Source organism: Eubacterium sp. AF16-48 (assembly GCF_003479405.1).
GTDB classification, from domain to species: Bacteria; Bacillota; Clostridia; order Lachnospirales; family Lachnospiraceae; genus Eubacterium_G; species Eubacterium_G segne.
The window spans coordinates 94,395-117,767 of sequence record NZ_QUHB01000005.1; the positions used below are offsets into that span (position 1 = coordinate 94,395).

A 23,373-nucleotide genomic window follows, 5' to 3' on the forward strand; every position below is an offset into this window, starting at 1 on the left:
GAGTAGGATATTGCTTTCTACTCCTTTTTATTACAGTGATATTTTCCCAATAATATCTATATATCACCATAGTATTTTTTCAAGATTTTAATTCCAGATGCTATTGTATGCAACAAAAAAACAGTACCGGAAACCGATACTGTTTAGCTGGCCCACAAGGATTCGAACCTTGAAAATGCTGGAGTCAGAGTCCAGTGCCTTACCATTTGGCGATGGGCCATCGTCTTGCGACAGAGAATATTCTATCACACCCCATTTTATATTGCAAGTGTTTTTTTAATTATTTTAAGGTATTTTCTGTTTTTTCACCTTTTCCAATATAAATATTGCCATTTACCTGTTTTTTATACATAATTTGCATTTTTTAATAATATGCTTAACTCTGCGAATCCAGTATTTTCTGCAGGTTTTCTTCACATATGCCACATATTCCCGGTTGTCAGCAGTAATTTCCTTTTGATCCCTGTAAATCAAATCCGTAACTCCTATTATCCAGTCAAAGGGAACTTTTTCCCTCCATCCCCTATTGTCACCACTTATAACATAATGGTCTTTTTTTACCTTAACTATTCTGTGAAGCACATATTTTCCGTCAGGTCTTTTGTATAATGGTAAATCATATTTTTTCAATCTGCCACTAACAGGAATAATCTTAACGGTATCCCTTCTGTTTCTTAAAAGTGGCATCATGCTATCACCTACAATGGTTGAAAGATAAAACCCATTCTCTTTAATAGCATTTTCTATTGTGGTCTTTTCCATAATACCTCTCAAATAATTTATTCTATAATTCCGGGAGTCTTTAATGAAGTAATAAAATTATCAACATCCTTTGTTGCTAATTCAATATCTACATCATATTTTTCCAAAAGTGAATTTATTAAATCATTTCTACTTGCTCCATCAGAAATTTTTCCCCAAAGATATTCACCGGTTTCATTTAATTTAACCATACCGTTAAATACTTTACTGGCGGAACCAATTGAAACAACTACAGCCTGTCCTCCCATGTTTCTTAACACAAATCCTTCTTTTATTTTCATTGTCTTCCTCCATATTATTGTATATTTGCTTATTCATTTTTCATGGCATCATATGCCATTTGTGCAGCCTCTTTTGAAATGTTACATCCCATGGAATACATTGGAACTTCTTTTAATAACATATCTCCATAGTCTAAGGTTTTTAAGATAGCCTTAGCATCCTGAGGTCTGTATATCTGGTTCATTAACAATTCAACAGATTTGTCCGCACCTATCCTTTCAATATGGTTCGTTTCTGCCTGATACAAAAAACATATTCCTGCAAGTTTTGCACACCTGTTAGTAGAAAGGCAATGTTTTCCATCCCAGGGTGTTCCATAAGCATACACTCCATCCTCTTTAAACTTCAAAAGTGGCTTGTCATCATTTATCATAATAACGTCTTCGCCAAAATTTTCCCGCCAAAGTCTTGCATGGGTGGACTTACCGGTTCCACTTGGTGCCGTAAACATATACGCGTTGCCTTTATATTCTACCACACTTCCATGGCATAACACCACCCCATAATCTAAAACTTTTTCGCAAAACTTTCTATATATGGCAATGTACTCCAAATAATCCTGAGGATATCTTGTATTATCTTCTGCATGTTCCTGCTCATACATCAAATCCTGCAAATTAACTGAAATACAAAATTTTGGCGTTTCACCATCAGCTAAATACTCCTTGCTCTTCTTTTCAAAGTATTTCCCCCTAAACTCGATACCCACCGGCACCTCTGCGAATTTGTATACGTTCATATTATTCTCCATTTTATAATTGCTGTCCCGCTAAATAATTAGCAAACTGTTGAGCTGTTCTTCCTGATATTCCACCATGGCTAAGCTCCCATTTGTTTGCCTCTGCCTTTATTTCATCATCAGACAATTTAACACCCAGTCTTCTACACAATTCAACGGCAATTTCAAAATACTCTTTTTGCGTTGGTTTAGAATAGTTAATTGTAACACCAAATCTATGTACCAATGAAAGTTTCTCTTCCATTGTATCTGACTTATGCATACCGTTTTCAACCTGAACATCACTTCTGTCATTCCATGTTTCCTTTATCAAATGACGTCTGTTGGATGTAGCATAAATTAATATGTTTTCCGGCTTTGTTTCCACGCCGCCTTCAATAACTGCCTTTAAAAACTTATACTCTATTTCAAAATCTTCAAATGACAAATCATCCATATATATAATAAATTTATAATTTCTGTTTTTAATAGCTGCTATTACGTTAGAAAGATCCTTAAACTGATGCTTGTATATTTCTATCATTCTAAGTCCCTGCTCGTAATATTCATTGACTATCGCCTTAATACTTGTAGATTTTCCTGTACCGCTATCGCCAAAAAGAAGACAGTTATTTGCCTTTCTTCCCTGAACAAAGGCTTCTGTATTGTCCACCAATTTCTTCTTCTGTATCTCATATCCAACAAGATCATCTAAAACTACCTTGTCCATATTATTAATTGCGTGAAATTCTAAAGGACCGTCTCCATCCTTAATTCTGAAGGCTTTATTAAGTCCAAACATTCCTACGCCATATTGCTTATAAAATTCAGTAACATAATCAAAGAATTCATTTTCATCCTTTGCATTTTCCAGCTTTAAGCTCAAACTCTGTACCTTTTCGCTTACATTTTTGTTGTACATTAATTCAGTCTTACCAATTGCCTTATAATTCTGGAGCCTTTCAAAACAATCTATTCCTAATTCTTCCTCCATTGGTTTAAAATCATAATCAAACAATTTCATAAACTGTTTAAAGTCATTTTTGGCAAAATAGTTTACACTACCATCATTTGCCCCAACTTTCTCGCATGTAAGACTAAATGGATTTTCATTTGTAATCAGAAGATATGTAAGATAATTATGCCATAAATTTCTATCAAAACCGTAATCTGTTGATACTTCCAATATTCTCTTTACCTGATGATAAATTCTCGTGATAATCTCGTCTTTTTTATAATTTTCACCTTTAAATTCTCTTATTATACTGCTTAATTCCATTAATATAGAATCTTTAGGCATATCACCATATATTAATAACTTTGATACTATGTTATGCATGTTCTTTCTCCTGACCATTAATTATTTCATATTTTATGTACATTAAATATGAGTTTTTGTTACAAAAGCAACCACTAATGGTTGTTACACCAATAGTGGTTGCCTTTTAATTTATATATTTAAATTAAGAATTAACAATATCCGTTAATTTCGTCTTACAGATTAGCGTGGAATGTTCTGTGAATAACATCATCCTGCTGTTCTTTTGTTAACTTGATGAAGTTTACAGCATATCCTGATACACGAATTGTAAGCTGTGGATATTTTTCAGGGTGCTTCTGAGCGTCAAGTAATGTATCTCTTACTAATACGTTAACGTTAAGATGATATCCGCCTTCCTCTGCATATCCATCTATTAATGAAACTAAATTGTCAATCTGTTTTGCACTTGCTGCCATCTTTATTACCTCCTGTTTTTTCTTTTAATAACTCGATTCTGGATTCCTTAAATCCCTGCAACACAATCTTTTTTGCTGCTATTGCCATCTCTTTCGTGGCCGGCTGAATATCCTTTAACGGATAATCTATACCAAGCTCAGCATATTTAGGCTTTGCCATATCATGATACGGAAGAATGTCCAGCGCTTTTACCATCTCTAACTTGCCAATAAAAAGTCCTAATTTGTAAAGATACTCTTTATTTAATGTTATGTGAGGCACAACCACGTGTCTTATCCACATCTTTATACCTTTTTTGTTAAGATACCTGGCAAATGCCAAAATATTATCATTTGGCTGCTTGCATAACTTCATGTGTTCTATTGGATCAATATGTTTAATATCCAGCATAACTAAATCAGTTACTTCAAGTAATTTATCAGTTTTCTTCAAATACTCCGGATCATCAGGTCTAAAAGTTACACCTGATGTATCCAGACAAGTATTAATACCTCTATTGTGAGCTGCTGTGAACAGTTCTGTAAGGAAATCTATTTGAACCATTGGTTCTCCACCAGTGGCAGTGATTCCTCCGGTCTTATAGAACGGTGCTTTCTTATCATATTCCTCAAGGAGTTCCTGAACAGTCATTTCCGTTCCTCCGGCCATAGTCCAGGTATCCGGGTTATGACAATATGCACATCTCATCGGACATCCCTTAAAAAATATTACGAACCTTACACCAGGACCATCTACAGTACCACAGCTTTCAGTTGAATGAATAATTCCAGTCGACATCCTAATCTTTCCTTCTCTCTAATTTCTAATTATGACTGCTGTAATTTAATAAGCTCGTCAATGTCAATTCCAAGTTCGTCAGCATCAAGGTCACCTGTAAATACTTCACAGTCTTTTCCAAGTGCGTCAGGAATAACTGTAAATGTATCTGAGATACCATCTCTTGCATTTTCAAATGGAATCTTAGCTACTGATGCAAGTGATGAAACTGCACCGTGAGTATCTCTACCATGAAGTGGGTTAGCACCTGGTGCGAAAGGCTCACCTGTCTTTCTTCCGTCAGGTGTGTTACCTGTGTTCTTACCATATGTTACGTTTGATGTAATAGTAAGAATTGACTGTGTAGGAATACTTTCTCTGTATGTGAAGTGCTGTCTTAAGTAACCCATAAACTTGTCAACGATCATTACTGCAAGGCTGTCAACTCTGTCATCATCGTTACCATACTTAGGGAACTCTCCCTCTGTCTCATAATCAACAACAATTCCGTCTTCGTCTCTGATAGCTTTAACCTTAGCATACTTAATAGCTGAAAGTGAGTCAGCTACTACTGAAAGTCCTGCAACACCTGTTGCGAACCATCTCTTAACGTGTGCATCATGTAATGCCATCTGGATTCTTTCGTATGAATATTTATCATGCATATAATGAATGATGTTAAGAGCATTTACATATACTCCTGCTAACCATTTCATCATATCTTCATATCTTTCCATAACCTCATCATAATCAAGATATTCTGATGTGATTGGTCTGTACTTAGGTCCTACCTGTACCTTTGTCTTTTCATCAACACCACCGTTAATAGCGTAAAGAAGACATTTAGCAAGGTTTGCTCTAGCTCCGAAGAACTGCATTTCTTTACCGATTCTCATTGAAGATACACAACAAGCGATTCCGTAGTCATCACCATTGTATACTCTCATAAGGTCATCGTTCTCATACTGCATTGATGAGTATTCGATTGAAAGCTTAGCACAGTATCTCTTAAATGCTTCAGGTAATCTTGTTGACCAAAGAACTGTAAGGTTTGGCTCTGGAGCTGCACCAAGGTTCTCTAATGTATGAAGATATCTGAATGTTGTCTTTGTAACCATGTGACGTCCGTCAATACCAACACCACCAAGTGATTCTGTTACCCAAACAGGGTCACCAGCGAAAATCTGGTTGTATTCAGGTGTTCTTGCGAACTTAACGCATCTTAACTTCATAATGAAGTGATCAACGAATTCCTGAATCTGCTCTTCTGTAAATGTTCCGTTTGCTAAGTCTCTCTGAGCATAAATATCAATAAATGTAGATGTACGTCCAAGTGACATTGCAGCACCGTTCTGTTCCTTAACAGCTGCTAAGTATCCTAAGTACATCCACTGAATAGCTTCCTGTACGTTCTTAGCCGGTCTTGAAATATCAAATCCGTAAATCTTTCCTAATTCCTTTAATTCCTTAAGAGCTCTAATCTGTTCTGAATATTCTTCTCTATCACGGATAACTTCAGGTCTCATTTCTGTAGGTGTAGCTGCCTTCTGAGCTTCCTTATCTATGATAAGTGTATCAACACCGTATAATGCAACTCTTCTGTAGTCACCAATGATACGTCCACGTCCGTAAGCATCAGGAAGACCTGTTACGATGTGGTTTGTTCTACATGTTCTGATTTCAGGTGTGTAAGCGTCAAATACACCTGCGTTATGTGTCTTTCTGTAGTTTGTGTAGAAATCTACTACTTCAGGATCAACTTCATATCCGTTGTCGCTACAAGCCTTCATAGCCATACGGATACCACCGTTTACCTGTAAACCTCTCTTGAAAGGCTTATCTGTCTGGAAACCAACGATTGTTTCCTTATCCTTATTTAAGTAGCCTGCTCCATGTGATGTAATTGTCTGAACAACCTTTGTGTCCATATCAAGAACACCGCCTGCTTCTCTTTCCTTCTTCTGAAGGTCAAGCACCTGGTTCCATAAATCTGTTGTGTTCTGTGTAGGTCCTGCTAAGAAACTCTCATCACCATCATATGGTGTGTAGTTTTTCTGGATGAAATCTCTAACGTTGACTTCTTTTGCCCAAGCGCCATTGTTAAAACCTGTCCATTCTTCTCTCATCTCTGTCTTTCCTCCTAAAAATAAATGTAAAGCTTAAAAATATATTTAGTGAATGACCTAACTAAACTTTAGTAAATCTTCGACTGTCTTTTTCTTAGGAACCGCCGGATCCTCATCTGGATACCCTATGGCAATCAAAGCCATAAGAAGCTGTCCTTCAGGCACATCTAAGATTTCTGCTGCCTTGTCAATGTCATACATTCCCATGATAACTGTTCCTAAACCTTTTTCATGCGCTGCCAGACAAAATGTCTGGGTTGCCACTCCATTGTCAAAGGCCTGCCAATTGTCTTCCCGGGAAGTGGTATAACTACCATCCCTTTCAAATCCTGAACGCTTGTCCACAATAATTGTGGCTACCAACATAGGTGCACCATCAATAATTTCCTGATTGTGTGCCCCACAGCATTCCTTTGAGATTCTATCTTTAATCTCCGGATCTGTTATGGCAATATAGCGGGTAGTCTGAGTGTTCTTCCAAGACGGAGCATATGAAGCAGTAAGTACAATGTCTTTTATGATTTCCGGGGAAACCTTATCGCTCTTAAACTTTCTGATGCTTCTTCTTGTTTTTATGCATGTAATCGCATCCATAATAGCACCTCCATAAAATAATAATTAATTCAGTTATGAAATTCTGCAATATGAATGTTCGTCAAAAGACGCACTACCACGCATAAAACGTCATTTTCACTAACTGTGAATAATATAACACTTTATCTTTTTTTTTGCAACGGTGATAAAGAAATATTTTATTATGTAGAAACACTCATTTTTTCACTATACAAGGTGAAAACCCATCAATGGAATGTATTTCCCTTTACATTTTAAATTGTAATACCATATATTACATTTTTCTGTTGCAAATGCAACAAATAGAGCTATAATGATATACAAGGAACACAAAATACAGTTTTTTCTGCTTGCAGAAAAAAACTAGTGTTTTGGTGTTCCGCCCCCACATGAGGAAGTAGCAATTTTTCTGAAAGAAAAATTCGCGGATTCCGAATGTGGGGAGAATTGCGAAAGTTGCGAAGCAACGCAGCAATTCGTATATCATTATATATACTACAGGGAAACAGATTTGCAGAATTGCGAAAGTTGCGAAGCAACGCAGCAATTCGTATATCATTATATACTACAGGGAAACAGATTTGCAGAATTGCGAAAGTTGCGAAGCAACGCAGCAATTCGTATATCATTATATACTACAGGGAAACAGATTTGCAGAATTGCGAAAGTTGCGAAGCAACGCAGCAATTCGTATATCATTATTACACTACAGGGAAACAAATTTGCAGAATTGCGAAAATTGCGAAGCAATGAAGCAATTCGTATATCATTATATACATCGGGAGGGTTTATATGAACACTACAAAGCATGATTTATTTTATGGAATAAAAGAATCGGAACAGTCAGAAATGCTGAAATGTTTTAATTCTTACACAAGAAGCTATTCCGCCGGTAAGGTTATCTGCTTTTTTGATGAGCCGGATGCCGGTATTGGAATTGTGGAGGAAGGAGAAGCCTGCATAATACATAGTCTTTCCAACGGTTCCCAAACCATTTTAGAGCATTTAAAACCCGGGGACTTGTTTGGTCAGATGTTTTATTATCATGCCAACCGCGAAAATATAACTCTTGAAGCATCAAAAAAATGTACCATTAGATACATCGATTATCAGCATATTGTCAAAAGATGCATTAAATCATGTCAGCATCACAGCCAGCTTGTAAGCAATATATTAATGATGGTTTCAGATAAAACAAAAGATATTTGTGAACATCTTGAAGCCGTAAGCCAGCGTTCAATAAGGGATAAACTAATGACCTATTTTGAAACCCTCTCTTCAAAAAATAATAGTAACACCTTTACCATACCATTTACCATGAGTTCTCTGGCTGACTATCTTTCCATTGATAGAAGTGCCATGAGCAGGGAACTTGGCAAAATGAAAGACGAAGGTCTTATTTATATTGAGAAAAGAGAAGTAACAATAAACAGATTTAAATAACTACATAAAATACAAAAAGGCAACTGCCATTGCTGACAGATGCCTTTTTTACTGTTGCACAGTCGAAGTATTTCACATAGCTTTCATCAGTATTATTTCTGTATTAAGAGCTATTCCATAAACTTCATTGTTGCAATCGTTATAACTGTAATTCCAACTCCTACAAATAGTATTATTCCTAAAATCATTATTGTCGATAAAGGCTTAAATTTATTTTCTGACATAATACCTTTTTTCTTTAGAAAAAATATTATGCAGATAATCATGCATATTAAAAATATATACTTACCATATACACCGTACTTATTGATTATTTCTATCATGATTTTCCTCCTCATGTTTATTGCTTACTTACAGTAAATATGCCAACCCATATTAAATTGATTATAATACCTCTAGAACTATTTTACACCAATTCGCGTAGTAATCAATCCAAAGTACCCGGCTCCGACCACCGTGAGTCCGCTTATGGATGCTGACACTGTAGCTACTCCATTACGCTTGTTACTATATTTCTTTACCATTATAAATTCAATAGATTTTACATAAACGTCAAAAAAATTCAACTTATTCCGTATTTTTTTTACGGAATAAGTTGAATCCTATTTTTTGTTATTAAATATTGTCCCTACAAGGGTTGTTAAACATTTATATTTATTGTATTCCTTTAACCTCATCTTTGTCAGGGAATATTGCATTTAATATAATTCCAACTAAAGCTGCAATAGCAAGACCTGAAAGGCTGATTGTAACACTTCCTACATTTAATGCTACTGCTCCGTCAATGCCGCTTAATACATCGGCACCCATTCCTGAGCTAAACTTAATACCAAGGGCACATACAACTATAACAGCTGCAACAATTACATTTCTGCTCTTCTTAAAGTCAACCTGAGCTTCAACCATGTTTCTAACACCGATTGCTGAAATCATTCCATAAAGCATAAATGAAATACCACCAACGATTCCTGCCGGCATAGCTGAAATAATAGCTGCGAATTTAGGTGAGAATGAGAAAAGAATTGCAAGATATGCTGCTATTCTTACCACTCTTGGATCATATACTCTTGAAAGAGCAAGAACACCCGTGTTTTCACCATATGTTGTATTAGCAGGTCCACCAAATAATGCTGATAATGATGTAGCAAGTCCATCACCCATTAATGTTCTGTGCAATCCCGGTTCATTAATGAAGTCTTCTTCACATGTAGCTCCAATTGCACATATATCACCAATATGTTCCATCATTGTAGCAATGGCAATAGGCATCATTGTAGTGATTGCAAAAATAATTGCTGCTGTATTTCCAAAATCAACTCCACCGAAAACTGTCTGTTTTACATGAATTGGCCATCCAAACCATGCTGCATCGGCAATTGCCTTTGTGTCGACCGGTGAAATCCAGCTTAATCCTGCTGCATTACCAAGGATAAGTGCAATAATGTATGAACCTACAACACCTAACAATATAGGAACAATCTTTGTCATTCCCTTTCCCCAGATATTGAAGAAAATAACAATTGCAAGGGCAATTATGGCAAGTGGCCAGCATGTTGCGCAATTGTTTAACGCTGATGGTGCAAGACATAATCCGATGGCAATAATAATTGGTCCTGTTACTACCGGTGGGAAGAATTTCATTACTCGTTTTACGCCTACTAACTTAATGACAAGAGCCAGTACCAGATACAATAACCCGGCAAATGTAACACCGAGACATGCATATGGAAGCATATCTGCCGGAGTATCAACTCCGTAGGCTTTATTTGCACCTGTTACAGCTGAATAACCACCTAAAAATGCAAAGGATGAACCAAGGAATGCCGGTACCTTAAGTTTTGTAAATACGTGGAATAATAAAGTTCCAAGTCCTGCCATAAGCAATGTTGTCTGCATGTTAAGTCCTGTAAGGATAGGAACTAAAACAGTAGCTCCAAACATGGCAAACATATGCTGGAAACCTAAAAGTAACATTCTTCCGTTTCCAAGTTTCTTGGCATCATACACCGGTTCAACACCGATGTTTGTTTTTTCGTTTGACATCGTCAAATCCTCCCTCTTTTCTTTTGATATATATGGTAAACTACATCCACTTTAGTCTATGTAGCTCTCCCTCCATCTGCATACCTGCAAAATCGTTTTGTCTCAGTGCCTCATACAGCACAATCGACACTGAATTTGCAAGATTAAGAGAACGTATATCCGGATTCATAGGTATCCTTATACATCCCTCTTTATTATCTACTAATATTTCTTCAGGTATACCTGCGCTTTCCTTCCCAAACATTATATAATCATCCGTCCCAAACTCCACGTCCGTATAACGCTTTGGTGCTTTAGTTGTAGCATACCACATTTTTGCATTAGGATTTTGTTCTAGAAAATCATTATAGCTGTCATATATTGTAACATCTAAATTTTCCCAGTAATCCATTCCTGCACGTTTAAGTGACTTTTCGTTTATGCGGAATCCCATTGGTTCTATAAGATGCAGTTTTGTACCTGTAGCACAACATGTTCTTCCTATATTTCCCGTATTCTGTGGAATTTCCGGTTCTAACAAAACAACATTCATTATTTTAGCCTCTTTTCCTTATTAATCTTTAACAATTATGTCTGTATGTTTATTCAGCTGAAATTCTTATTACAAATTTTTCCAATCTGCCTAGTGCTTCCTTTAAATCTTCCAAGGAATATGCATAGGAAATTCTTAAAAAGCCCTCACCACAGTCTCCGAAAGCAATTCCCGGAACTACAGCCACCTTTTCTTCCTTAAGAAGTCTTGTAGCAAATTCATCGGAAGTCATCCCGAATTTCTTTATGCTTGGGAAGGCATAAAATGCCCCAAACGGCTCAAAACAGTCAAGCCCCATTTCTTTAAATCTATGTAGCACAAATCTTCTTCTCTGGTTATAGGACTCGCACATACGCTTTACGTCCTCGTCACCATTTTTCATTGCTTCAATTGCCGCATACTGACTGGTAGTAGGTGCAGACATAATGGCAAACTGATGAATTTTTATCATTTGCTTCATAATTACTGCAGGCGCTGCAGCATATCCTAATCTCCAGCCTGTCATGGCATAAGCCTTTGAAAAGCCATTAATCAGCACCGTTCTTTCCCTCATTCCCGGTATACACGCTATGGAAACATGTTCGCCGTTATATGTAAGTTCTGAATATATTTCATCTGAAAGCACAAAAATATCTTTATCAATACATACCTCTGCAATTTCCTCTAAGTCTTTCCTGTCTAACGTTGCACCTGTAGGATTATTTGGGAAAGGTAAAACAAGTAGCTTAGTTTTATCCGTGATTTTTTCCAAAATCTCATCCTTAGTAAGCTTAAAATTATTTTCTTCTTTTAATTCAATAGGTACCGGCTTTCCATATGCCAATTGAACACATGGAATATATGAAACAAAACTTGGCTGTGGCACAAGAACCTCATCACCGGGATCTATCATTGCCCTTATAGCCAAATCTATTGCCTCGCTTCCACCTACAGTTACTATGATTTCATCATTAAAATAATACTCAAGTCCTAATCTTCTTTGCAGATAATTACAAATCTCTACACGGAGTTCCTTAAGTCCCGCATTAGATGTGTAAAATGTACGTCCCTTTTCAAGACTGTATATTCCCTCTTCTCTTATATGCCATGGTGTATCAAAATCCGGTTCTCCAACTCCTAAGGATATGGCATCCTTCATTTCGCTGACAACATCAAAAAACTTTCTAATACCTGATGGCTTAATCTCTTTTACTGTATTTGACAACGGATCTCTCATTACAGTGTCACCAACATCCTTTCATCTTTTTCTTTTTCATTTAAAACCATTCCATAATCCTTATATTTTTTAAGGACAAAATGTGTTGCCGTATTAAGAATGGCATCAAGGGTTGAAAGTTTGCTGGACACAAACTGTGCAATTTCCTTCATGGTCTTTTCTTCTACTATAACAGTAAAGTCAAATCCCCCTGACATAAGGTAAACTGCCTTTACCTCATCATATTTGTAGATTCTCTCTGCTGTTTCATCAAATCCGCTGCCTCTTTGTGGCGTAGCCTTTACTTCAATAAGGGCAGTAACTCTTTCATCACTGGTTTTTTCCCAGTCAATTAAAGTGTAATAACCGCAAATAACTTTTTCCTTTTCCATATCTGCAATTTCATTTGCCACTTCTCCTTCGCTGACACCTAACAAAACTGCAATTTCATGAATATCAATTTTACTGTTTTTTTCTATTAATCTTAATATTTCTTCCCTCATATATTCTCCTCTCCATAAATCATATATTTTTATAAATTAATTTACAGATACTTATAAATTTCATCACCCCGTGATGGTTCTAAATATCTTCGCTCTTCTTTATTTATTACAACCCTGTCTTTTCCGTCTGTTAACTGTCCAATAATTTCGGCAGTTATTCCATTGGCATTAAGTTCCTGCACGATGTTTTCACCTTCATTGCATATTATAAGAAGTGCTCCTGTTCCGTCTAACATATATGGGTTATATCCGAAAAGTTCCGCCACCTCAATTGTCTCCTGCATAACAGGTATTTTTTTAATATAAGCTTCAATGCCAATATCTGCTGAAGATGCTAATTCCCATAATGCCGAAAAAACTCCCCCATCCGAAACCGCATGTAAAGTTATTGTATCATTTTTCGGAATGATTTTCATTACTTTTTCAATATCTGTATATTTTTTTAATTCAACACACCTTTGCACAAAGCCCGGATTGAATTTTTTAAGAAGTTCATCCTTTTTAAGTGAGGATATAACTGCTGTTCCTCCCACTGCTATGGTTCCTGCCATAACTACCTGCATTCCCGGTTTTACCAGTCTTCTATCCATCAGTTTAATATCATTATTTCTGTTTCCCAAAACTGTTATGTGAGCTACAACATCATCCACTACACCTTTATACACTCTACAGTATGCAATATTTATATTCTTAGCCTTAGATGCATCATCAAAATTTTTAATGATTTTTCCTAACTTTTTTTCCTCATATTCCAAAGGAATATTAATCTCTAACTGTAAATACTCAGGATGTCCACCTTTTTCGTATAACATATTTACGGTCTTTTGAAGATAATATTCCTCACAGCCTGAAAACCACTTCAATATACAATTAGAAGACACCACGACCGTAGTGTCTTCTAATAATAATTCTGCGGCATCAACTCCTAAAGCTGTTCCCTCCAAATCAGATGACAGTTTCTTCTTCACTGAACGTTTATACGTTATTTCAGAAACTTTTCCCATTTGCATAATTTACCGCCTTTATTCATCACTTTTCTTTGTTTTCGTCTTTTTTTTGTCTGTTGACTTTTTTGTCTCCGGTTCATCCGACGCCTTTGAGTCGCCACCCTTAGTACCAATTATGGTAACTGAAGGAGACATGGCATATGTACTAGTGTGAAGTAATTCCTTGCTTACTTCCTTTCCGTTTTCATATGTTATTTTCCAAAGCTTTGCAACATATCCTGTATGTCCTGACTTGGTTTCAGTATATCCTGCAGGCTGTGTCGGATCCTTTCTTTCCTCTGTCTTAATCGGCGTAGTGCTAACTAATTCACTTTCGTATTTAACCGAATGACTTGCCTTCCTTGTGTCATGTCCGTAAATATTAAAGGTTATGGAACCACTTGAACTGTATACACCCTGAATATATATAGGTGCGTCAGTATCATTTTCAAACACCAAATCCTTGTAGTCTCCGGCCAAAGCCGCATCTGCTGCCAAATCAACATATGAAACTGCCATTGAATGGGAGAAACGCTTAGTTACCTTTATTTCCGCCCTAAGTAATGCATTATACAATGTACTTGATACCTGACAGATTCCACCTCCAAGGCTGTCTGCGACGCCACCGTCTACATATGTCCCTGCCGGATACCATCCGTTATCCTCAGTCCATGGAACAAGGTGCTCATTACATGAAAAGCTTTCTCCCGGATATAAAACATTCCCGTTTAACTTTTCAGCACCGTTTTTAATGTTCATGTTTCTGTTGTCATAGGAAGCGCCGGTTGTAAAATATGTAGTCCAACTGCCCATTGGTTCGTTAGAAACCTTCTTGCAATCCTCTGTTGTATACCCCGGTTTTGAAACCTGTGTTACAGTATCAAACGTAATGTCAGACTTTTTATCCCATTTTTTCATTACAAAATCATAAAGATTATTTGTTGACTTATCATAGTCAACTACACATCCTTCCTTTTCAGGAATAATCTTAAAGCCATGACCTGTAGCCTCTAAGGATGCATTTTTCGCCTTTATGTTATATGGGTCACACTCTGTTTTCAACTTCTTTTTAAGACTTTCTTTCTTAAAGTCCATATTAAGAGTGTACTTCATTCCCTTATTCTTTAAATCAAGTTCGTCCTTATATCTCTTTATAACGTTTCCGGACTTACCTAATCCTGCTGCTTCATCAAGAACCTCACTGTTAGACCACTTATATCCTAACTCCTTAAGAGTTGTTTCAATTGTGTTCTTGTTTACGTTAAGAGTTACCTTAACATCTGAGAGTTCCTTAACTCTATCCTGAATTTTCTTTTTGGCTTCCTTATATGTTAATTTTCCAACATTAACATCGCCAATGAAGATACCTTCTTTTATAACTTCGTCATCTTTAGCTTCCGTGCTTTGTGAAGCAGCAAATATCTGCACCGAACCTGTTAATAACACTAAAGTTATCAGCAATAAACTTAATTGCTTAATCCACTTCATTTTTCCCTCCGAAATGTTTTCCATTAATACCTGCCTTCTGCTACATACTAGAAACTTAAAACTGTTGTTACTATCATAGCTGCCACTAAAAGAACTGCAATTGTGCCAGCTATTATTCTCTGATTTCTTTTGTTATTAAAAAATCCCATCTTAATTTCTCCTTTTAGATTTCACCGCAAAACTTACTATTATTCTATAGATTCACCTACCTGTACAATTAATGAGTATATCACAAGTGATTATTTTCTCCTAGTATAAAATTTTGCCTTTTTCCGATATAATTTTGTCTATTTTTTTAGATGCTTCACTCTTTGTAAGACTATCAATATTAAAATCCGGCTGTATGTTATGATATTTCATTAAATCCGTAAGATATTTCTTTTGTTTGTCCGTTATAGGCTGTATTTTTTTTACCTTAAACTTGAAATCAAAAGGTTCAAACATCTCCGGATATTTTTCCCCATACTGCTCCATAAGTATTTCAAACAGTTTTGCCGTCACCTCTGCATCATTAAAGGCACGATGATGATTTTCATCCCTTATGCCATAATATGTACAAAGATAATCAAGAGCCCTGCTTTCTAAATCCGGTAAAACCTTTCTGGCAATTTTCAGCGTATCCATTCCCTTTTTATCAAAATCCAGTTTAAGGTCAATGGCACCCTGTTTTAAAAAGCTGTAATCAAATCTTACATTATGTCCTAACAAAATGTCGTCCCCGGCAAAATCAATGAATTCAGGAAGTATTTCCTCTATTCCTCTTTTGCCATACACCATATCATTGGTTATTCCCGTCAGGTCAGTAATATATCCCGGCACCGGAATTTCAGGGTTAATAAGCTCCGAAAAAACATCAGTTTTTTTGCCGTTTCTCACTTTGACGGCACCTATTTCCAAAATTTTTGAATATCCTACGTTAGTTCCGGTAGTTTCTATATCCACACATACATAATCTCTTATCATCAGTTCATCCTTATAAATCAATTATTTGCAGTTTTGCCTCTTTACTTAATGCATTTCTGTTTTCATAATCAAACAGCACATATATATTTTTCCCACATAGGCTAAATACTTCCATGTGGGTCATTCTCTCTAGCTGCCTGCTGTCATAATCTTCGTATCCGGGAAGCTTCTCCCTTGCCATTTCAGACTTATAAAAGTCCTTTATAATATTTTTATACTTTGAATTATCCTGAGAAAACGGCGGTCTGTTTTTTGCATTTTCCCTTAAATAAAAATCCAGGGTTAAAAGCTGGGAAAATGACAGTTCATCTGTCCACATACCCAATTTTTTACCGGTATTTTTACGGTATTGGTTAATAAATTCAAGAAGTATTTCGTATCTGGCAACTCTTGAATGCTTCTCACCATTACTGCTTTTTTCATTATAAAACATTCCCAGTTTAAAAAACATATCAAAGGCACTTTCAAAACAGCTTTCCAAGTATTTAATGGTATTTGAAAACTGAAAACTGTTGTAGTATATTTCCACAACACTTTCCACTGCCTTTAATTTTAAAATCTCATCAAATCCAATCCATTTAGTTTTTAGAACCTCATAAGGTGGTTTGTCACTGTAAACAATCCCAAACTCTGATGCCCTCATCTCCATCTCCGAGCCGTGAAGAACCTTAAGGAAACCTAACTGTAGTTGGTCGGGCTTCATGGCATAAACTACATTAAAAGAATGCTTAAAAGATTCATAATCTTCATAAGGAAGTCCTGCTATTAAATCAAGATGTTGATGTATATTACCATAGGACTTTATCTTTTTTGTAACATCCGCAATTTTTTGTATTGCTGTTTTCCTGTTTATTGCGGACAATGTATCTAAATTAACTGACTGAACTCCGATTTCTAACTGAATAAGTCCCTGACGCATAGTTGAAATAAGTTCTATTTCCTCTTTTGTCATAATGTCCGCTGCAATTTCAAAATGAAAATTGGTAATGCCGTTGTCATTTTCCTGAATAAATTTCCATATTTCCATGGCATGACTATGATTACAGTTAAAAGTCCTGTCAACAAATTTAACTTGCTTTGTATTATTATCTATAAAAAACTTAAGTTCCTTTTTTACAATGTCAATGTCCCTGAATCTTAATTTCTTCTCAACTGAGGACAAACAATAACTACAGGAAAACGGGCATCCCCTGCTGGTTTCATAATAAATTATTTTATTTTCAAACTCCTTCATATCATTATATGTAAAAGGAATAGAGGACATGTCAATAAGTGGCATAGGAGAATTAATTATAATGTTTCCATCCTGTCTGTACGCCAGACCTTTTATATCGGAGAGGCTCTCTTCTAAGGAATTACGGCTATATGCCTCTATTACCTCCTTAAATATTTTTTCCCCCTCGCCATACATTACATAATCAATACTTCCATTATCTCTAAGTACCTGTTCCATATTGTAGGAAACTTCCGGTCCTCCTACCCATATTTTCACATTAGGGCAGATTTTCTTAAAATCCTTTATAACATCTTTAATTAAAACTATGTTCCATATATAGCAGGAAAAACCTATGATATCAGGTTTTCTCATATATATGTCTCTTATTATCTCTTCTTTGTATTGGTTTATGGTGTACTCTGCAATTTCGATTTCTACATTGTCTCTCCCCCGGGATAATCCGTATTTTTCACCGTAGGTTTTAAGACTGTATACTGCAAGATTTGAATGTATGTATTTGGCATTAACTGCCACTAATAAATATTTCATAGCCGGCTCCTAGCGTTAATAAAGGTTTTATTTTTGGGTACAAAAAAAGCGGGTGATGGGAATCGAACCCACATATCCAGCTTGGAAGGCTGGTGTTCTACCACTGAACTACACCCGCATATTCACTGCCTGGTTCCGGAATCGAACCAGAGACACGAGGATTTTCAGTCCTCTGCTCTACCAACTGAGCTAACCAGGCTTGTGATACCTCGCATCACGCAAAAATAATCCTACACTAAAACTTCATGTTTGTCAAGAAAAAGTTTCCATATTTCCGTTAGTTTCCACATGGAAGCTTTTGAAAATCCTGTGATAATAAAAAATATAATTAACTAATGTAAATACCATTATAACCATATTTACAAAAACCAATATATTTACAAAAGTAAGTTTGAGATTTGGAAACAGCAATAATGTTATAAGTATTACATATGTTCCGAAAGTACAAACCTTACCATACCACATGGCTCCCTCTATTTTGTTACCTTTTTTAATGGATACAATACCGGCAACTGCCATAAAGCCTTCTTTTATAATATATAAAACAACCATAGCCACAACTATTTTATATTTAAAAGAAAGACTTAAAATAATGGCACCTAAGGTAATTTTATCGGCAATGGGGTCAAGCATTTTGCCCCAATCCGTAACCATATTAAATCTTCTTGCTATTTTTCCGTCAAAAAAATCTGTAATTCCTGACAGCACGATAGTAAGAATAACCGGTATATATGGGCCTCCTGATAGAGAATTATAAAATAAAACCATATATACCGCCACTAATACAATTCTAAAATATCCCATTATATTAGGTATTGAAAAATATTCATGCCAAAAATTCTTTCCCATTTTACTCACCTCACAGGAGATAGTATACACCAAATTTTACTATTTTAAAACCTGAAGGCAAATATACTCACGGCATTTAACAATTAAAATTCTTCATATATAAATGCCGGTGCCGATGAATCCTGAGATAAAATGAAATATCCCCAGATTATCATAAATATGGCATAGAAAAATATTATTTTTCCCACAAACATTGCCTTGTCATTATTTTTTATCCTGCTTATAAAAGTTGTAAATCTGCTCATTAAAATATACCAGTCCTTTCAATGCCAGATGACTATCATCCTCAAACATATAATCATCATATTCCATGGATGTTAAATCAGCTAATTTCACATTATTATTTTTTGCAAAATTCCGTACTGCACCATAAAGTTCATCTCTCTTTGCCTTAGGGAAATTAGTGTAATCTGCCCACTTGGCATTAAGGGGCTGCATAACCATCATTACATCTATATTTTCCTGTCTGCAAATATCTATAAAACATTTAAGGTCGTCAAATTCCATGGAATCTGACGTATACTGCAGGTCTTTAAATGCTTTCTTTTTTACCTTCTCTTTGTAATTTTTATTGTAAATCCTGTCACTCATTCCAAAACGGTTATGACCTGATTTCTTCTCACCACGCTTTACCGCCTTTTTGTATAATTTATTCCAATGGGTTATCCGGTCTTTTCCACCCTCATTGGTGTCATTATTGTACCCCTTTACAACAGATGCAATGTATAGCTTTGTATCTGCCTTGTAATTAGCCAGTGCACTGTGAACATTTTTTCTTACTGTATCAATAACATTTCCGTTATTATCCCTGTACCATTTTATGTCCTGCCTAATGTTTTTCCACATTGTAGGATTTTCGTCTGTCAGTTCCTTTATTCTCTTAATGACGTAGTCCTTTGTTTCGTCACTAATTTCTTTATTTTTAAGAAATGCTATCATATTGGTTTCTGAATACATTGAGCCAAAGGCATCCTTTCTGAAACCATATGACTTAAACCATTGAGGTGATACACTTATTACCACCTTTTTTCCTTTAAGTTCCTGACCTATGGAGCCTAGAATTATGGCATGTCCTAAGCTTTGAAAACCGCCCTTTCCAATAAACACCGGCTTTATGTCACTGTTTTTATAAATGCTGTCGGCATGGAAACCTGAGCGTTGACAGTGTTTTAATTCCGACGAACCAAAAACAGCAAAAACATTATCGTTATCTACTAATTTTTTCATTCCGTCATTGCACCCAAATTTTGTGGTGCTAATCCATGTCCCATATCTTATGTTGTAGGCAGGTATGCCGTTTTTTGTGGCAATTCCTACCCCGGTTATGGTAACTAAAAACATAATAAATGCAATTCCCATTGCCTTAATGTTTTTCATTGTAATCTACCTCTGTTATTTCTTTTCTTCTACTAAAGCAATAATTTTGTTTGCTGTATTTACCTGACTTCTTACTACCTCTGATGGAGATATTACTACCCCAAGTTCATCTTCAATCATAGCTAACAACTCAGCAAATGCTAATGAATCCATAAGTTCTTCCTCAAATAAATCCATATCTAAATCTTCTCTTACTACATCATCGTCACATACTTCTTCTAATAAATCTAAAACTTTCTCTTTCATTTCACATGTCCTTTCTAACTCTAAAACTTTTTATTTATATTTATATAAGATGTCCTGAGAATATCAGGAATCCAAACATCACAAGATTAATTGTCACTGCCCATGACAGAACACAATACCATTTTTTCTTTTTATTTCTCTTATAGAATTTTGATTTCTTCTGATAAATTTCCGTCAGTGCCAAAAGTATTCCATGGTACAAACCATATACTATGTAACACAGGCTAAGTCCGTGCCACACACCCATAACAAACATATTTATAATGAAGCCCACTGAGGCTGTTGTCAGTCTGGTTTTAAAACGCTTTTTCTTTGTGGATGAAATAATAAATCTGGTAAATATAAAATCCCTGAACCACTCTGACAAAGATATATGCCACCTTGCCCAGAAATCCTTCATATCCTTACTTATAAAAGGCTTGTTAAAGTTGTCCGGCACCTTAACTCCCAGCATATATCCGCATCCCACTGCCATAAGGCTGTAGCCTGCGAAATCAAAAAACATATATATTCCATAGGTGTATGCATAAGCAATTTCATTTAATACCGTAGGCTCTACCACCTGCATCATAACCTTGTAAGCCAGGTCTGCCAACACAAATTTATATACAATACCCACAAAGAATTTTTCCAATCCTTTTCCAAATAATTCAAGATATTCGCTTCTCTTATAGGCTTTCTGTATATCTCCCTCAAATCTTCTGCTTCGGTCAATGGGGCCACAGCTGAATGTTGGGAAGAAAATCAGAAATGCCGTAAAATCTGAAACAGAAATGTGCTCTATAACTCCGTCATACATTTCTATTATGATTTGAACCACTCTGAAAGTTAAATATGATATTCCAATAAACTGAAACCACCCAAGACCCTTAAAGGCATCCAGTTCATTTAGTTTACATAACGCAAGGGGTACAATTGTCAGAAAAACAAACAATCTGTATATCCACAGCACCCTGCCTTTTTTTCTTATTTGCTCATAAATCTTAACTAATGCAAGTTCTATAAGGAAATAAATTACAAAATAAATTAATGCTGCCGGTGTATCTGTAAGCACCAGTGTTATAAACAGGACAGAAACTGCTATATCGTACCACTTAAGTGTTTTTTCACAAAGTCCGATTATAAGGGCAATTACCAAAACCGGTATTAACATTGTGAAAAAAAATTCTCCTGAAAAAAAACTCATTACAAAAGACCTCCAAGATATTTTCTGTCAGCCTTACCATTAATGTTCATTGGTATTTCTTCAACATATTTAACCTTCTTAGGTATCATATACACAGGAAGGATTTCCTTTAACTGCTTTTTAACCTCTCTTCCAAACTCACTTGGAGTTTTTCCGTCAAGATTTCCTGTAACAAAAGCTATAAGGCTTCTTACTTTTCCTTCTTTCATATTAGGTAACACCACTGCATGGCTTATTTGAGGAAGTCTTAACATGTTGTTTTCAATATCTTCCACTTCAATTCTATATCCGTTTAATTTTACCTGAAGATCAATTCTTCCATTGTAATAAAGCTGTCCGCCAATCTTGTATCCTGCATCTCCCGTATGGTATCCACGATACATTTTTCCTTCTCTTTCACAGGTGAAAAAGGCTTTTTCGGTAAGGTCATCTCTTTTAAAATATCCTGTACTTACAGTATCACCTATTATAATAATTTCTCCCTGCTCGCCTTCAGGAAGGCTGTTTCCCTGTTCGTCATGTATTTCAAGCCATGTGCCTTTCTTCTCATGTCCTACCGGAAGTGATTTTCCTTTAGCCATGGTTTCTTCTAACAATTCAGGTGTAATCAGCACATCTGATACTGCTACAGTAGATTCTGTAGGCCCATATGTGTTAATAATTTTTACATCCGGAAATCTCTCCTGCAATTTCTTTGTAGTGGATGTTGTAAGCACCTCTCCACAAAATAAAAATACTTTAAGATTCGGCATCATTGTGCTACAGAATTTCTTATCTGCTAAACACATATCTGCAAAGGACGGCGTTGAAACCCACACATTGAGATTCGCCTCTTCAAAATGATTAAACATTGCATTGTAATCTTCCTGCATTTTCTTTGTTAATGTATGAAGGGTTCCACCTAAAGCTAAACAGGTGTACAAATCCATTACTGATAAATCAAAGGAAAACGGTGCCTGATTACCAAAGTTAAATATTTCATTTTCCTTTACCTCGCCGCATAATGTAACAGACCAGTCTAAATAATTGTTAAGGCAGTCAAAGGTAATCTGAACTCCCTTTGGCTTTCCTGTGCTGCCGGATGTGAAAATAATATAATATGTATCATCCGGCTTTACCCAATTTTCCACCTTGGCAGTTTCTTCTTCCTTCTCTATAATTTCCTTTATCTTGTCTAAATTTATTACATTTTCATTATCTAGTGTGATGTCTCCCTCCACCTGAAAAATAACCTCAGGCTCAACACACTCCACTGTTGCCTCAACCCTTGTGTCAGGAATTGAAATGTCCTGGGGACAATATGCCTTTCCTGCCTTAACACATGCAAGAAAGCACACAATCATATATGGATTTTTATGTCCGTATACAATTACAGGTGTTTTAGTATCACCATAATTTCTATATATCCATGTAGCAAGCTTATCTGAATAAGCATCCAGCTGACCATAAGAAAGACAGGAATCGTCACTTTTAATAGCTATCCTGTCTCCATTTTCTGTTGCAAATCTTTTAATTTTTTTTAAAATATTCATATCACTAATCCCTTTGTAAAATATATTTGTGCCTTAAAAAAGGTAAGTTTTTTCAATGATGATACAATTGTGATACAATTGTACTATCTTGGCTAATACAAACTATACAACTTATACATATTAATTACAAGTGTTTTTTTATTAAGATTTCTATACAATTATTAAGATTTCTATACAATTATTAAGATTTTCTGCAAACTGTCATATATTTAAGTGTATGATATAAGCTGTTTTGTCCCTTGATTTGTAATTAATTCCATAAAAAATGCCTTATTAAAAGATAGATAATCATTTTAACTACTTCTTAATA

24 protein-coding genes and 3 tRNA genes are annotated in these 23,373 nt (G+C 35.7%); 1 reads left to right on the forward strand and 26 read right to left on the reverse strand.

The window, feature by feature from the left end; translation table 11 throughout:
* Window positions 1–147 precede the first annotated feature (147 nt).
* The 9 genes from DWW68_RS07415 to DWW68_RS07455 form a co-directional block, all read right to left on the reverse strand.
* Window positions 148–220 (reverse strand) — tRNA-Gln (locus DWW68_RS07415).
* Between the two features lie 113 nt (window positions 221–333).
* Window positions 334–762, reverse strand: coding sequence for a S24/S26 family peptidase (locus DWW68_RS07420; protein WP_021952204.1), 429 nt, complete (start codon window positions 760–762; stop codon window positions 334–336).
* 17 nt (window positions 763–779) lie between these two features.
* Window positions 780–1,043, reverse strand: coding sequence for a PqqD family protein (locus DWW68_RS07425; protein WP_118589258.1), 264 nt, complete (start codon window positions 1,041–1,043; stop codon window positions 780–782).
* A 29-nt stretch (window positions 1,044–1,072) separates the two neighbouring features.
* Window positions 1,073–1,783, reverse strand: a complete 711-nt coding sequence (locus DWW68_RS07430) for a hypothetical protein (RefSeq protein WP_118589257.1) — start codon at window positions 1,781–1,783, stop codon at window positions 1,073–1,075.
* 13 nt (window positions 1,784–1,796) lie between these two features.
* On the reverse strand, window positions 1,797–3,101 hold the full coding sequence (locus tag DWW68_RS07435; RefSeq protein ID WP_118589256.1) for an ATP-binding protein: 1,305 nt from the start codon (window positions 3,099–3,101) through the stop codon (window positions 1,797–1,799).
* A gap of 155 nt (window positions 3,102–3,256) precedes the next feature.
* Window positions 3,257–3,499 (reverse strand): autonomous glycyl radical cofactor GrcA3, encoded by a 243-nt coding sequence (gene grcA3, locus DWW68_RS07440; RefSeq protein ID WP_021952200.1) that lies wholly within the window; start codon window positions 3,497–3,499, stop codon window positions 3,257–3,259.
* Window positions 3,474–4,277 (reverse strand): pyruvate formate-lyase-activating protein, encoded by an 804-nt coding sequence (pflA, locus tag DWW68_RS07445; RefSeq protein WP_021952199.1) that lies wholly within the window; start codon window positions 4,275–4,277, stop codon window positions 3,474–3,476. The genes grcA3 and pflA overlap by 26 nt, the downstream gene beginning before the upstream one ends.
* A 29-nt stretch (window positions 4,278–4,306) precedes the next feature.
* The gene (gene pflB, locus DWW68_RS07450) at window positions 4,307–6,382 is read right to left on the reverse strand and encodes a formate C-acetyltransferase (protein WP_118589255.1); all 2,076 of its coding nucleotides are present in this window, start codon (window positions 6,380–6,382) and stop codon (window positions 4,307–4,309) included.
* A gap of 57 nt (window positions 6,383–6,439) precedes the next feature.
* Window positions 6,440–6,976 carry a nitroreductase family protein gene (locus tag DWW68_RS07455; RefSeq protein WP_118589254.1) on the reverse strand — a complete coding sequence of 179 codons (537 nt, stop codon included), beginning with the start codon at window positions 6,974–6,976 and terminating at the stop codon, window positions 6,440–6,442.
* 771 nt (window positions 6,977–7,747) lie between these two features.
* On the opposite strand from DWW68_RS07455, the gene DWW68_RS07460 reads away from it, so the two are divergent.
* A complete protein-coding gene (locus DWW68_RS07460) occupies window positions 7,748–8,398 on the forward strand; it encodes a Crp/Fnr family transcriptional regulator (protein WP_118589253.1) in 651 nt (216 codons plus the stop codon).
* Window positions 8,399–8,508: 110 nt separating this feature from the next.
* On the opposite strand, the gene DWW68_RS07465 is transcribed toward DWW68_RS07460, so the two are convergent.
* The 17 genes from DWW68_RS07465 to dltA all read right to left on the reverse strand — a co-directional run bounded on the left by DWW68_RS07465 (window position 8,509) and on the right by dltA (window position 23,063).
* Entirely contained in the window at window positions 8,509–8,721 is a 213-nt protein-coding gene (locus tag DWW68_RS07465; protein ID WP_118589252.1) for a hypothetical protein, read from the reverse strand.
* A 331-nt stretch (window positions 8,722–9,052) separates the two neighbouring features.
* Entirely contained in the window at window positions 9,053–10,441 is a 1,389-nt protein-coding gene (locus DWW68_RS07470; RefSeq protein WP_118589251.1) for a uracil-xanthine permease family protein, read from the reverse strand.
* Window positions 10,442–10,481: 40 nt separating this feature from the next.
* Window positions 10,482–10,973, reverse strand: coding sequence for a tRNA (uridine(34)/cytosine(34)/5-carboxymethylaminomethyluridine(34)-2'-O)-methyltransferase TrmL (trmL, locus tag DWW68_RS07475; RefSeq protein WP_347497894.1), 492 nt, complete (start codon window positions 10,971–10,973; stop codon window positions 10,482–10,484).
* Window positions 10,974–11,022: 49 nt separating this feature from the next.
* Entirely contained in the window at window positions 11,023–12,189 is a 1,167-nt protein-coding gene (locus tag DWW68_RS07480) for an aminotransferase class I/II-fold pyridoxal phosphate-dependent enzyme (RefSeq protein ID WP_118589249.1), read from the reverse strand.
* A complete protein-coding gene (locus DWW68_RS07485) occupies window positions 12,189–12,671 on the reverse strand; it encodes an Lrp/AsnC family transcriptional regulator (RefSeq protein WP_118589248.1) in 483 nt (160 codons plus the stop codon). The genes DWW68_RS07480 and DWW68_RS07485 overlap by 1 nt, the downstream gene beginning before the upstream one ends.
* A gap of 41 nt (window positions 12,672–12,712) precedes the next feature.
* Window positions 12,713–13,681: an AIR synthase-related protein gene (locus tag DWW68_RS07490; protein WP_118589247.1), complete on the reverse strand. Its 969-nt coding sequence runs from the start codon at window positions 13,679–13,681 to the stop codon at window positions 12,713–12,715.
* A 12-nt stretch (window positions 13,682–13,693) separates the two neighbouring features.
* Entirely contained in the window at window positions 13,694–15,145 is a 1,452-nt protein-coding gene (locus DWW68_RS07495; RefSeq protein ID WP_158576832.1) for a VanW family protein, read from the reverse strand.
* Between the two features lie 249 nt (window positions 15,146–15,394).
* Window positions 15,395–16,108: a 3'-5' exonuclease gene (locus tag DWW68_RS07500; RefSeq protein ID WP_118589307.1), complete on the reverse strand. Its 714-nt coding sequence runs from the start codon at window positions 16,106–16,108 to the stop codon at window positions 15,395–15,397.
* 10 nt (window positions 16,109–16,118) lie between these two features.
* On the reverse strand, window positions 16,119–17,873 hold the full coding sequence (locus tag DWW68_RS07505) for a B12-binding domain-containing radical SAM protein (protein WP_118589245.1): 1,755 nt from the start codon (window positions 17,871–17,873) through the stop codon (window positions 16,119–16,121).
* A gap of 47 nt (window positions 17,874–17,920) precedes the next feature.
* Window positions 17,921–17,991 (reverse strand) — tRNA-Gly (locus DWW68_RS07510).
* Window positions 17,992–17,999: 8 nt separating this feature from the next.
* Window positions 18,000–18,072, reverse strand: a tRNA-Phe gene (locus DWW68_RS07515).
* A gap of 53 nt (window positions 18,073–18,125) precedes the next feature.
* Window positions 18,126–18,722 carry a CDP-alcohol phosphatidyltransferase family protein gene (locus DWW68_RS07520; protein WP_021952185.1) on the reverse strand — a complete coding sequence of 199 codons (597 nt, stop codon included), beginning with the start codon at window positions 18,720–18,722 and terminating at the stop codon, window positions 18,126–18,128.
* Window positions 18,723–18,805: 83 nt separating this feature from the next.
* A complete protein-coding gene (locus DWW68_RS13455; protein ID WP_021952184.1) occupies window positions 18,806–18,967 on the reverse strand; it encodes a hypothetical protein in 162 nt (53 codons plus the stop codon).
* Entirely contained in the window at window positions 18,927–20,099 is a 1,173-nt protein-coding gene (gene dltD / locus DWW68_RS07525) for a D-alanyl-lipoteichoic acid biosynthesis protein DltD (RefSeq protein WP_118589244.1), read from the reverse strand. Before dltD ends, DWW68_RS13455 begins: the two co-directional genes overlap by 41 nt.
* 15 nt (window positions 20,100–20,114) lie before the next feature.
* The gene (gene dltC, locus DWW68_RS07530; protein ID WP_021952182.1) at window positions 20,115–20,345 is read right to left on the reverse strand and encodes a D-alanine--poly(phosphoribitol) ligase subunit DltC; all 231 of its coding nucleotides are present in this window, start codon (window positions 20,343–20,345) and stop codon (window positions 20,115–20,117) included.
* A 40-nt stretch (window positions 20,346–20,385) separates the two neighbouring features.
* A complete protein-coding gene (gene dltB, locus DWW68_RS07535; protein ID WP_118589243.1) occupies window positions 20,386–21,531 on the reverse strand; it encodes a D-alanyl-lipoteichoic acid biosynthesis protein DltB in 1,146 nt (381 codons plus the stop codon).
* Window positions 21,531–23,063 (reverse strand): D-alanine--poly(phosphoribitol) ligase subunit DltA, encoded by a 1,533-nt coding sequence (gene dltA, locus DWW68_RS07540; RefSeq protein ID WP_118589242.1) that lies wholly within the window; start codon window positions 23,061–23,063, stop codon window positions 21,531–21,533. The genes dltB and dltA overlap by 1 nt, the downstream gene beginning before the upstream one ends.
* Window positions 23,064–23,373 lie beyond the last annotated feature (310 nt).

Excerpts from the sequence above, each read along its gene's own strand:
- DWW68_RS07420 (WP_021952204.1), bottom strand. The coding sequence starts at position 762 with ATGGAAAAGACCACAATAGAAAATGCTATTAAAGAGAATGGGTTTTAT.
- DWW68_RS07425 (WP_118589258.1), bottom strand. The coding sequence starts at position 1,043 with ATGAAAATAAAAGAAGGATTTGTGTTAAGAAACATGGGAGGACAGGCT.
- DWW68_RS07430 (WP_118589257.1), bottom strand. The coding sequence starts at position 1,783 with ATGAACGTATACAAATTCGCAGAGGTGCCGGTGGGTATCGAGTTTAGG.
- DWW68_RS07435 (WP_118589256.1), bottom strand. The coding sequence starts at position 3,101 with ATGCATAACATAGTATCAAAGTTATTAATATATGGTGATATGCCTAAA.
- grcA3 (WP_021952200.1), bottom strand. The coding sequence starts at position 3,499 with ATGGCAGCAAGTGCAAAACAGATTGACAATTTAGTTTCATTAATAGAT.
- pflA (WP_021952199.1), bottom strand. The coding sequence starts at position 4,277 with ATGTCGACTGGAATTATTCATTCAACTGAAAGCTGTGGTACTGTAGAT.
- pflB (WP_118589255.1), bottom strand. The coding sequence starts at position 6,382 with ATGAGAGAAGAATGGACAGGTTTTAACAATGGCGCTTGGGCAAAAGAA.
- DWW68_RS07455 (WP_118589254.1), bottom strand. The coding sequence starts at position 6,976 with ATGGATGCGATTACATGCATAAAAACAAGAAGAAGCATCAGAAAGTTT.
- DWW68_RS07460 (WP_118589253.1), top strand. The coding sequence starts at position 7,748 with ATGAACACTACAAAGCATGATTTATTTTATGGAATAAAAGAATCGGAA.
- DWW68_RS07465 (WP_118589252.1), bottom strand. The coding sequence starts at position 8,721 with ATGATAGAAATAATCAATAAGTACGGTGTATATGGTAAGTATATATTT.
- DWW68_RS07470 (WP_118589251.1), bottom strand. The coding sequence starts at position 10,441 with ATGTCAAACGAAAAAACAAACATCGGTGTTGAACCGGTGTATGATGCC.
- trmL (WP_347497894.1), bottom strand. The coding sequence starts at position 10,973 with ATGAATGTTGTTTTGTTAGAACCGGAAATTCCACAGAATACGGGAAAT.
- DWW68_RS07480 (WP_118589249.1), bottom strand. The coding sequence starts at position 12,189 with ATGAGAGATCCGTTGTCAAATACAGTAAAAGAGATTAAGCCATCAGGT.
- DWW68_RS07485 (WP_118589248.1), bottom strand. The coding sequence starts at position 12,671 with ATGAGGGAAGAAATATTAAGATTAATAGAAAAAAACAGTAAAATTGAT.
- DWW68_RS07490 (WP_118589247.1), bottom strand. The coding sequence starts at position 13,681 with ATGCAAATGGGAAAAGTTTCTGAAATAACGTATAAACGTTCAGTGAAG.
- DWW68_RS07495 (WP_158576832.1), bottom strand. The coding sequence starts at position 15,145 with ATGAAGTGGATTAAGCAATTAAGTTTATTGCTGATAACTTTAGTGTTA.
- DWW68_RS07500 (WP_118589307.1), bottom strand. The coding sequence starts at position 16,108 with ATGATAAGAGATTATGTATGTGTGGATATAGAAACTACCGGAACTAAC.
- DWW68_RS07505 (WP_118589245.1), bottom strand. The coding sequence starts at position 17,873 with ATGAAATATTTATTAGTGGCAGTTAATGCCAAATACATACATTCAAAT.
- DWW68_RS07520 (WP_021952185.1), bottom strand. The coding sequence starts at position 18,722 with ATGGGAAAGAATTTTTGGCATGAATATTTTTCAATACCTAATATAATG.
- DWW68_RS13455 (WP_021952184.1), bottom strand. The coding sequence starts at position 18,967 with ATGAGCAGATTTACAACTTTTATAAGCAGGATAAAAAATAATGACAAG.
- dltD (WP_118589244.1), bottom strand. The coding sequence starts at position 20,099 with ATGAAAAACATTAAGGCAATGGGAATTGCATTTATTATGTTTTTAGTT.
- dltC (WP_021952182.1), bottom strand. The coding sequence starts at position 20,345 with ATGAAAGAGAAAGTTTTAGATTTATTAGAAGAAGTATGTGACGATGAT.
- dltB (WP_118589243.1), bottom strand. The coding sequence starts at position 21,531 with ATGAGTTTTTTTTCAGGAGAATTTTTTTTCACAATGTTAATACCGGTT.
- dltA (WP_118589242.1), bottom strand. The coding sequence starts at position 23,063 with ATGAATATTTTAAAAAAAATTAAAAGATTTGCAACAGAAAATGGAGAC.